The organism is Isoptericola sp. NPDC056578, assembly GCF_042793275.1.
Taxonomy (GTDB): domain Bacteria; phylum Actinomycetota; class Actinomycetes; order Actinomycetales; family Cellulomonadaceae; genus Isoptericola.
Map to the genome: position 1 here is coordinate 23,642 of NZ_JBHTVC010000055.1, position 7,831 is coordinate 31,472.

At 76.7% G+C, this 7,831-nt stretch carries 5 protein-coding genes; 2 read left to right on the plus strand and 3 right to left on the minus strand.

All coding sequences use genetic code 11. The features are described 5' to 3' along the window. Positions 1-12: 12 nt before the first annotated feature. Together ACFQ80_RS17875 and ACFQ80_RS17880 are read right to left on the minus strand one after the other, a co-directional pair. On the minus strand, positions 13-3,591 hold the full coding sequence (locus tag ACFQ80_RS17875) for an ATP-binding cassette domain-containing protein (RefSeq protein ID WP_430564589.1): 3,579 nt from the start codon (positions 3,589-3,591) through the stop codon (positions 13-15). A 50-nt stretch (positions 3,592-3,641) separates the two neighbouring features. Further along, positions 3,642-4,631 carry a malate dehydrogenase gene (locus ACFQ80_RS17880; RefSeq protein WP_430552539.1) on the minus strand — a complete coding sequence of 330 codons (990 nt, stop codon included), beginning with the start codon at positions 4,629-4,631 and terminating at the stop codon, positions 3,642-3,644. 269 nt (positions 4,632-4,900) lie between these two features. Here ACFQ80_RS17880 and ACFQ80_RS17885 point away from each other — a divergent pair, with 269 nt between their 5' ends. Further along, entirely contained in the window at positions 4,901-5,926 is a 1,026-nt protein-coding gene (locus ACFQ80_RS17885) for an aquaporin (RefSeq protein WP_430564590.1), read from the plus strand. Positions 5,927-6,060: 134 nt separating this feature from the next. Here the strand turns inward: ACFQ80_RS17885 and ACFQ80_RS17890 are convergent, their stop codons facing one another. Further along, positions 6,061-6,423 carry a DUF3017 domain-containing protein gene (locus ACFQ80_RS17890; RefSeq protein ID WP_430564591.1) on the minus strand — a complete coding sequence of 121 codons (363 nt, stop codon included), beginning with the start codon at positions 6,421-6,423 and terminating at the stop codon, positions 6,061-6,063. Between the two features lie 72 nt (positions 6,424-6,495). Here ACFQ80_RS17890 and ACFQ80_RS17895 point away from each other — a divergent pair, with 72 nt between their 5' ends. Beyond that, positions 6,496-7,794, plus strand: coding sequence for an NAD(P)/FAD-dependent oxidoreductase (locus ACFQ80_RS17895; protein ID WP_430564592.1), 1,299 nt, complete (start codon positions 6,496-6,498; stop codon positions 7,792-7,794). The last annotated feature ends 37 nt before the right edge of the window (positions 7,795-7,831 follow it).

A 7,831-nucleotide genomic window follows, 5' to 3' on the forward strand; every position in this document is an offset into this window, starting at 1 on the left:
GCACCTGGCAGGTCAGCCCGCCAGGTGCCCCCAGCGCGGGGCGAGCTCGTGCCACGGGCCGATCTCGGCGATCTCGCCGTCGGCGAGCACGACGACGCGGTCGGCGCGGGACAGCGCCGCGCGCTTCGAGGTCGCGCCGACGACGGTGGTGCCGCGCTCGCGCAGCGACGCCCACAGCTCGATCTCCGTGGTGGCGTCCAGGGCGCTGGACACGTCGTCGGCCAGCAGCAGCTCGGCGTCCGTCGCCAGGGCGCGGGCGAGCGCGAGCCGCTGCACCTGGCCGCCGGACAGCCGGACCCCGCGGTGCCCGACGAGCGCGTCCGGCCCGCCGGCCTCGTCGACGTCCTGCCCGAGGCGCGCGGCCGCGACCGGGCCGTCGACGTCGCGCTCGTGGTCCAGGCGCACGTTCTCGCTGAACGTCCCCGACAGCACGCGGGGCACCTGCGCGACGTGCGCCACCTGCCCCGGGCGCAGGAACGCCTGGGCGTCCGCGACCTCCCGCTCGTTCCACCGGATGCTGCCGGTGTGCTCCATGAGGCCGCTGAGCGCGGACAGCAGGCTCGACTTGCCCGACCCCACCTGGCCGAGCAGCAGCACGAGCTCGCCGCGCCGCACCTCCAGGTCCACCCCCGACACGCCGATGGTGCCGTCGTCGTGCACGGCGGTGACGCCCTCGAGGCGCAGCCGCTCCAGGGCCTCGCGCGGGCCGGCGGACGGCCGCGGCGCGTCGCCCGTGAGCAGGTCGACGCCCGCGGGCAGGTCCATGAGGTCGGCTCCGGCGGCGAACCGACCGGTGGCCCGCTGCCACGACCGGGTGCCCGGCGCCTCCGTCACGACGGCCCCCGCCACGACGCCGAACCAGCCGAACCCGTTCACGGCGTTCGCGACGAGCAGCGCGGTCGCCAGCCCCCACGTGCCGGTGAGCAGGCCCGCCCAGGCGGCGACGACGCCGAGCTGCACCATGATCATCGGCACGCCGTCGAGGGCCGCCTGGATCCGGTGCTCGAAGATCGCGGCCCGCACGCGGCCGGCGTCGACCTGCCGCAGGTGGCCGTGCACCTCGGGCGTGCGCGCCGCGAGCTTCACCGTGCGGGCGGAGTCGAGCGCCGAGACGAGGGCGCGGCCGAACCGGGCGCGCGCGGCCGACGACCGGGTGGCCGAGCGGCCCGCGATCGGCCGGCCGACCGCCGACGCGGCCGCGGAGACCACCATGACGGCCAGCAGCACGCCACCGGCCAGCCACGACCCGCTCAGCAACGCCGTCACGCCGGCGATGACCAGGCCGTTGACGAAGTCGACCCAGCGGTCGGCGTAGCGCACGAAGCGGTCGGAGTCCATGGCCCGTGCCACGACCTCGCCGGGCGGGGTGGCGCGCAGGCGCTCCTGGCGCGTCTGGCCCGACATCACCGACATGCGCACCCGGAGCAGCACCTCCACCCACCACCGCGGGTAGACGTACAGCGCCCACGCCAGCGCCAGCGGCGCGACGACGAGGAGCACGACGAACGCGACCATGAGCGCGGTGGGGAAGCCCGCGTCGAGGCCCTCGACCGCCCGCCCCCAGAGGAACCCGGTGAGGGCGCCCTGCGCGGAGACGAGGCTCGCCACGAGGAAGAGCGCCGCGCCGACCACGCCCCACGCGGGCCGCACGAACAGCGCGTGCAGCACGCCCCGCGCCAGGCTCGGGCCCTCCCCCGGGTCGGCGAGCTCGGGCGCCGCGCCGCGGCGTCGCCTGCCGCCCACGTGCGACGTCGCCTGCGCGGCCGCCACGGCGGTGCTCGCCGGCGCCGCCTCGTGCCCGGTGAGGGCCGACGCGACCTCCTCGGCGGCACCGGCGCTCGCGACGGGCGCGTCCGCGGCGTCGCTCGCCACGAGCAGGTCGCGGTACGGGCCGTCCTCGCGGGCGAGCCTGCCCCGGGGCCCCTGCTGGACGATGCGGCCGTGGTCGAGCGCGGCGAGCAGGTCGGCCCGCTCGATGGTCGTGAGCCGGTGCGCGACGAGCACGCCCGTGCGGCCGGCGAGCAGCCGCTCGGACGCCGCGACCACGCGCGCCTCGGTGAGCGGGTCCATGCGCGCCGTGGCCTCGTCGAGCACGACCACCTGGACGTCGCGCACGAGCAGGCGCGCGAACGCGACGAGCTGCTCCTCCCCCGCGGACAGCGAGGTGCCGCCCGGGCCGAGCAGGGTGTCCAGGCCGTCGGGCAGGCCGGCGACCCAGGCGTCCAGGCGCAGCTCGCGCACGGCCGCCTCGACGTCCTCGCGCGGGACGTCGGCGAACAGCGCGACGTTCTCGGCGAGCGTGCCGGCGAGGATCTCGGTGCGCTGCGTGACGACGCCGACGGCGGCGCGCAGCTTCTGCAGGTCGAGGTCGCGCACGTCGACGCCGCCGAGGAACACCGTGCCGGGCTCCGGCTCGACGGCGCGGGACAGCAGCGACGCGAGCGTCGACTTCCCCGATCCGGTGCGCCCGACGAGCGCCACGGTCTGCCCCGCCGGGACGCGCAGGTTCACGCCCTGCAGCGCGAAGGTGCCCTCGGCGTACGAGAAGTGCAGGTCGCGCAGCTCGATGCCCACCGGCCCCTCGGGCAGGTCACGACCGCCGGTCGGCTCCGGCTCCACGGACAGCATCTGCCTGATGCGCGTGATCGCGCCCAGCCCCTCCTGGATGTCCGGCAGGTGGTGGATGAGGTTGTCCACCTGCCCCACGAACATCGAGGTGACCAGGAACAACGTCACGAGGTCCTTGACCTCCAGGGTGCCGCCCGACGCCAGCGCGGCACCGGCCACGGCGACGCCGGCGAGCAGCGCGGCGAGCACCAGGCCGGCACGGCGCAGCATCGTCGACTCGACGACCACCACGTCGCGGAACTTGCGGTGCACGTCCGCCGAGCGCTGCGCCAGGCGGCGGACCGCGAACGGCTGGCCGAGGCTGGTGCGCAGGTCGTCGCGGGCGGCGACCGACTCCTCGAACGCGGCGGCGTGGTCGGTCCAGGCCGCTTCCTCGATCACCTTGCGGCGGGCGATCTCGCCCAGCATCGGCCGCACGAGGACGCCCGCGAGCGCACCCAGCAGGGGGAAGAGCGCCCACGCGGGCCACCAGGTGAGGCCCGCGACCACGTACATCGGCACGACGCCGACGACCGTGCGCCCCGCGCCCCAGAGCTGGCGGCGCACGAGCGTGCCGACGGCGTGCGTGTCGTCGTCCACGCGGTCGAGCACCTCGCCCACCGCCTGCTCGGTGAGCGTGGCGAGCGGCTGGTGCAGCGCCGCCGTGAGCAGGTCGCCGCGCAGCCGCCCCTCGGCGCGGTCGACGACGCCCGCCCACACGACCTGCCCGGCCGCGTCGAACAGGGCGGCGCCGACCACGCACAGCGCGAGCAGCGACAGCAGCGCGCCCGTCGGGTCCTCCGCGAGGCGCCCCGCGACGACGGTGCCGAGCGCCGCGCCCACCGCTCCGAGGGTGAGCGCGACCAGCGCGACCGCGGCCACCGGTCCGCGCAGCCGCCGCCAGTCGAGGCGGCGGGCCGGGTCGGTCGTCGTGGTCGAGGTGGACGTGGCGTGGTCCGCGCGCGCGGCAGGGGCGTCGATCATGGCCCGAGAAGCCTATGCGGCGCCCCCGACGCTCCGCCGCAGATTTTTCGTCAGATCAGGCCCAGCGCACGCACGGCGTCCCGCTCCTCGGAGAGCTCCTGCACGCTGGCCGCGATGCGCTCGCGCGAGAAGTCGTCGATCTCGAGTCCCTCGACGACCTCCCACGCCCCGCCCGACGACGTCACCGGGAAGGACGAGACGAGGCCCTCGGGGACGCCGTACTGCCCGGTCGACCACAGGCCCGCGCTGGTCCAGTCGCCCGCGGGGGTCCCCAGCACCCAGTCGTGGACGTGGTCGATCGCCGCGTTCGCCGCGGACGCCGCCGACGACGCCCCGCGTGCGTCGATGATCGCGGCACCGCGCTTGGCGACCGTCGGGATGAAGTCGTCGGCGAGCCAGAGCTTGTCCTCGTCCGCGTACCGGGAACCCGGCGTCCCGCCGACGTCGGCCCGGAACACGTCCGGGTACTGGCTCGCGGAGTGGTTGCCCCAGATCGTCACGCGGCGCACCTGCGAGACCGGCACGTCCGCCCGCTTCGCGAGCTGCGACAGCGCGCGGTTGTGGTCGAGGCGCGTCATCGCCGTGAAGCGGTCCTTCGGCACGTCCGGCGCGTTCGACGCCGCGATCAGCGCGTTCGTGTTGGCCGGGTTGCCCACGACCAGGACGCGCACGTCGTCGGCCGCGCCCGCGTTGATGGCCCGGCCCTGCGGACCGAAGATGCCGCCGTTCGCCTCGAGCAGGTCGGCCCGCTCCATGCCCGGGCCGCGCGGCCGGGCCCCCACCAGGAGGGCGACGTTCGTGCCCGCGAAGCCGGCCGTCGGGTCGTCGTGGATGTCGATGCCGTCGAGCAGCGGGAAGGCGCAGTCGTCGAGCTCCATCGCGGTCCCCTCGGCGGCCTTCACCGCCTGCGGGATCTCCAGCAGCCGCAGCCGCACGGGGGTGTCGGGGCCGAGCATCGCGCCCGACGCGATCCGGAAGAGCAGCGCGTACCCGATCTGGCCCGCCGCCCCGGTGACGGTCACGTTCACTGGTGTGGTCATGCCCCTACTCTGTCGCAGCCGGGCGCCGGGGTCGACCGCCACTCCGGGCGGGCTCGGGTCCGGCGCGCCGACCGCCGTGGCGGAGCGCGACCTGGGACGACGCGCGGTAACGTGCCAGGAGCGCCACCGTCGGCCCGCGCTCAGCAACCGTTCAGACCACGGTGGAAGCATGCCCGCGCAGCCGGCCGTGAGGCCGGTCACGCACGACCGGCCCCTCCACCGCGAGGGGCACACCGAGACGCCCGTCTCCCGAGCAGAGAAGGACCCTCATGTCCCAGGACATCGCCGCCGAGAGCGGTACGGCTTCGGTCGACGTCGAGACGGCGGCCGACCACCCGGAGCGCGGCCTGTTCGCGCGGCTCGCCGCCGAGGCCTTCGGCACGTTCGTGCTGGTGCTCGGCATCGTCGGCACCGCGACGTTCAACGCCGTCAACAACGGTCAGATCCTCCCGGTGGCACTCGCCGGTGGCATCCTCGTCATGGGCGCCATCGCCGCTGTCGGCGGCGTCTCCGGCGGCCACTTCAACCCCGCCGTCACCTTCGGTCTGACGCTCGCGGGCCGCTCCGCCTGGCGCGACCTCGCGCCGTACTGGCTCGCCCAGCTCGTGGGCGGCACGGCCGCGGCGGCCGTCATGTTCTCGATCATCCCCGACTCGTTCCCGGCGCTGACCGGCGCGGCGGACAAGGCCGCGGTCTTCCAGGGCACGGCGAACGGCTTCGGCGCGCACTCGCCCCTCGCGGCCCTGACCGCGTCCGCCGCCCAGAGCGGCGGCTCGCCCGCCGAGTTCTCGATGTGGGCCGCGATCCTCGTCGAGGTCGTCGTCACCGCGGTCTTCGTCGGCGTCATCCTCGGCGTGACGAGCAAGCGCTCGACGGTCACGTTCGCCCCGGTGGTCATCGGCCTGACGCTCGGCGCGATGCTCGTCGTCGCCTGGCCGGTCACCAACGCCTCGCTCAACCCGGCCCGCTCGTTCGCCTCGGCGGTCTTCGGCGGCGGCTGGACCTGGGGCCAGCTGTGGGTGTTCGTCGTCGCCCCGCTCGTGGGCGGGGCGCTCGCCGCCCTGTTCTACCGGGCGTTCGCCCCGGTCCCCGCGGTCGTGCAGGTCGAGGTCGGCTCCGCGGCCGGCGACGACCTCGACGACGAGCCCCGCCAGCACGACGTCGTCGACGACGGCGCCCTTCCGGCGCGGTCGGAGGTCGACGAGAACGAGGGCGAGTGGGACGGGGCGGACGTCGACGAGCCCGGCCCCCGCGACGAGGGCACCGAGGGCAAGGGCGACACCCCGCGCGCCTGACGTCCCGACCCGCGCACGAGGGCCGGTACCCCGCAGGGGGTGCCGGCCCTCGTGGCGTCCGCGGAGGACGCACCCACGGCACCCCGAGCCGCTCACCACGAGCCTCGCGGACGCGGCCTGCTGACGGGCGGCTCTCAGCCCAGGCCGGGCGCGGTCAGGGCGAGCACGCCGATGACGACGGCACCGCCCCAGCACAGGAAGACGTCGAAGCCCCGGCTCCGCACGACGAGCCCGACGGGTCCGGTGGACGACGTGGCCCGCCAGGTGCCTGCGACGGCGAGGGTCAGCGCGATGGTGCCGGTGCCGACGCGGGCACCGACGAGCACGCCGAGCACGACAGCGAGGACGATGCCGGCGAGCACGGTGACGATGGCGCGCTCCGGGCCGGGCAGGTGCCGAGCCGGCGCGTCGGCCTTCGCCTCGACCGAGTGCCACCGGGGCGCGGGCTCGGCCCCTCCGGGGTCGCGCGGAGGGTCGGGCAGCGCACGGGGATCCACGGCAGCCGAGCCTACCGCCGCCCGACCGGGGCGGGCGCCGGACCTCCACGCCCGCGGGTTACCGTGAGGACCGTGCCCGAGCCGACCCCCGACGCCTCCCCCCTCCTCCCCCGGTCCGTCGTCGTGGTGGGCGCCGGCCTCGCCGGCGCCCAGACCGTCGCCGCGCTGCGCGCGCACGGCTTCGACGGGCGGATCACGCTGCTGGGCGCCGAGGGCGTACCCCCGTACGACCGGCCGCCCCTGTCCAAGGAGCTCCTGACGCGGCCCGAGCCGGTGTGGCTGAGCGCGGACCTCGGCGTCGACGTCGACGCGCTGGCCGACGACGTCCGCCTCGCCGAGCCCGCCCGCGCGCTCACGTCCGGGCCGGGCGGCGTGGTCGTCACGACGGCGCGGGACGAGGTCGCGGCCGACGCCGTCGTGCTCGCGGTGGGCTCCGTCCCGCTCGTCCCGCCGGGGTTCGCCGCGTCGTCGCTGCTGCACACGGCGGCCGACGCCGACCGCCTGCGGGCGGCGCTGCGCCGCCCGGACGGGCTGCGCCTCGTGATCGTCGGCGCGGGCTGGATCGGCGCCGAGGTCGCGGGGGTCGCGGCAGGCGCCGGCGCGGACGTCACGGTGCTCGAGGCGGCCGCCGCCCCGTTGTCGCGCCAGCTCGGCCACGACGTCGGGTCACGCCTCGCGGGCTGGTACGCGGAGGCCGGGGTGCGCCTGCGCACGGGCGCCGCGGTGGCGGCGGTCGAGGACTCGGGGGTGGTCCTGGCCGACGGCGAGCACGTGCCCGCCGACCTGGTGCTCACCGCGGTGGGCGCCCGGCCGGCGTCGGGCTGGCTGGAGGGCACGCTGCCGCTCGACCCGCGCGGCGCGCTCCTCGTGGACGGCGACGGCCGTGTCCCCGGCCACCCCAGGGTCTGGGCGGTCGGCGACGTCGCGTCGCGGGCGCACCCCGTGTTCGGCACGGTGCCGGGCGGGCACTGGTCGGCGGCGCTGCACGACCCGGACCCCACCGTGCGCGCGATGCTCGGCGTCGAGCAGGCCGGCGGGGGGCACGCGCCGTACGTCTTCTCGCAGCAGCTCGGGCACGACCTGGCACTGCTGGGCCTGCCGGTCACCGCCGGGCCCGACGCCTCCCCCGTGGTGCTGCGCGGCACGCCCGGCGAGGGCCCGTGGGCGGCGCTCTACCTGGACCCGGCCCAGGACCCGGCCGTCGAGGGCGCGCCCGACGGCGTCGCGACCGTCCGCGCCGTCCTGCTCGTCGACTCGCCGCGCGACGTCGGCGGCGTGCGGCGCCTCATGAGCCGCGGCGAGCCGCTGCGCCTGGACCTCGCCCGGGCCACCGACCCCGCCGTCCGGCTCAAGTCCGCCGTCGCCCCCTGACGCCGAACAGGCGGTTGCGCACGTTCTCGGAGCGGAG